This window comes from Sphingomonas sp. Ant20, assembly GCF_000783375.1.
GTDB lineage: Bacteria > Pseudomonadota > Alphaproteobacteria > Sphingomonadales > Sphingomonadaceae > Sphingomonas > Sphingomonas aerolata.
In genome coordinates this window covers 1-1,166 of sequence record NZ_JRVI01000287.1, presented here as the reverse complement: position 1 = coordinate 1,166, position 1,166 = coordinate 1, and the positions used below count along the sequence as shown (strand labels likewise).

Below are 1,166 nucleotides of genomic sequence, written 5' to 3'. Positions count from 1 at the left end.
GGGGGGTATGAGGCGCAGGTGCGCGAGGCGTATCTGGGGAATGCGGTGGCGCAGCGGGCGGTGAAGCTGGTCGTCGAAGGCGTCGGGTCGGCGCCGCTCGACGGGTCGGATCCGGCGCTGGTCGCACTCGTCACCGCGCGGTCGGGGGGGCAGATGCTGATCGAGACGGTGGCGGCACAGCTGCTGCTCCACGGCAATGCCTATGTCCAGGTGCTGCGCGATGCGGACGGGGGTGCCGCCGAGCTCTACGCGCTGCGGCCCGAGCGGGTGAGCGTCGAGGCGGATGCGGGCGGGTGGCCCGCGGCGTATCGCTATGCGGTCGGCGCGCGGGTGACGCGGCTGTCGGTGGATCCGGTGCGGCCGCAGGTGATCCACCTGAAGGCGTTTCATCCGGTCGACGATCATTACGGGCTGGGGTGCCTGGGCGCGGCGGCGGCGGCAGTCGGGATCCATAATGCGGCGGCGCGGTGGAATACGGCGCTGCTCGACAATGCGGCACGGCCCTCAGGGGCATTGGTCTATGATCCGGGCGACGGGTCGGCGCTGTCGGCGGACCAGTTTGCGCGGCTGAAGAGCGAGCTCGAGGCGTCGGTTTGCGGGGAGCGGGAATGCGGGGCGGCCGATGCTGCTCGAGGGCGGGCTGAAATGGCAGGCGCTGAGCCTGACGCCGGCGGACATGGACTTTGCCGGGACGCGGAGCGCGGCGGCGCGCGAGATCGCGCTGGCGTTCGGGGTGCCGCCGATGCTGCTCGGGCTGCCGGGGGACAATAGCTACGCCAACTACCGCGAGGCGAACCGGGCCTTGTGGCGGCTGGCGATTTTGCCGCTGGCGACGAGCGTGCTGACGGGGGATCGCGCAGGGGCTGTCGGGCTGGTTCGAGGGGGGCGGCGCTGCGGGTGGATCTCGACCGGGTGCCGGCGCTGGTCGAGGACCGCGAGCGGCTGTGGGGGATGGTCAGCGCGGCGACGTTCCTGAGCGATGCGGAGAAGCGCGCGATGCTCGATGTGAAGGAGGGGGCGTGATGGATGGGCATGTGCTGGCGCAGCTGATGGCGCAGGGGGGCGGAGCGGGGGGGCGGACCTGGGTGACGCTGCGCGCGATCGCGGAGGAGGCAGGCGAGCTGGGGCGCGACGCGCGGCGCTGGCGCGGGCTGGGGCTGGAGCGA

At 72.6% G+C, this 1,166-nt stretch carries 1 protein-coding gene and 2 pseudogenes; all 3 read left to right on the top strand.

From position 1 onward, the window contains the following. Positions 1-18 precede the first annotated feature (18 nt). Positions 19-594, top strand: a pseudogene (locus NI18_RS27555) (phage portal protein); the annotation flags it as partial. A 28-nt stretch (positions 595-622) separates the two neighbouring features. Beyond that, a pseudogene (locus NI18_RS27550) lies at positions 623-778 on the top strand (phage portal protein); the annotation flags it as partial. Between the two features lie 26 nt (positions 779-804). Continuing rightward, positions 805-1,023, top strand: a complete 219-nt coding sequence (locus tag NI18_RS27545) for a hypothetical protein (RefSeq protein ID WP_306286570.1) — start codon at positions 805-807, stop codon at positions 1,021-1,023. Positions 1,024-1,166: the final 143 nt, after the last annotated feature.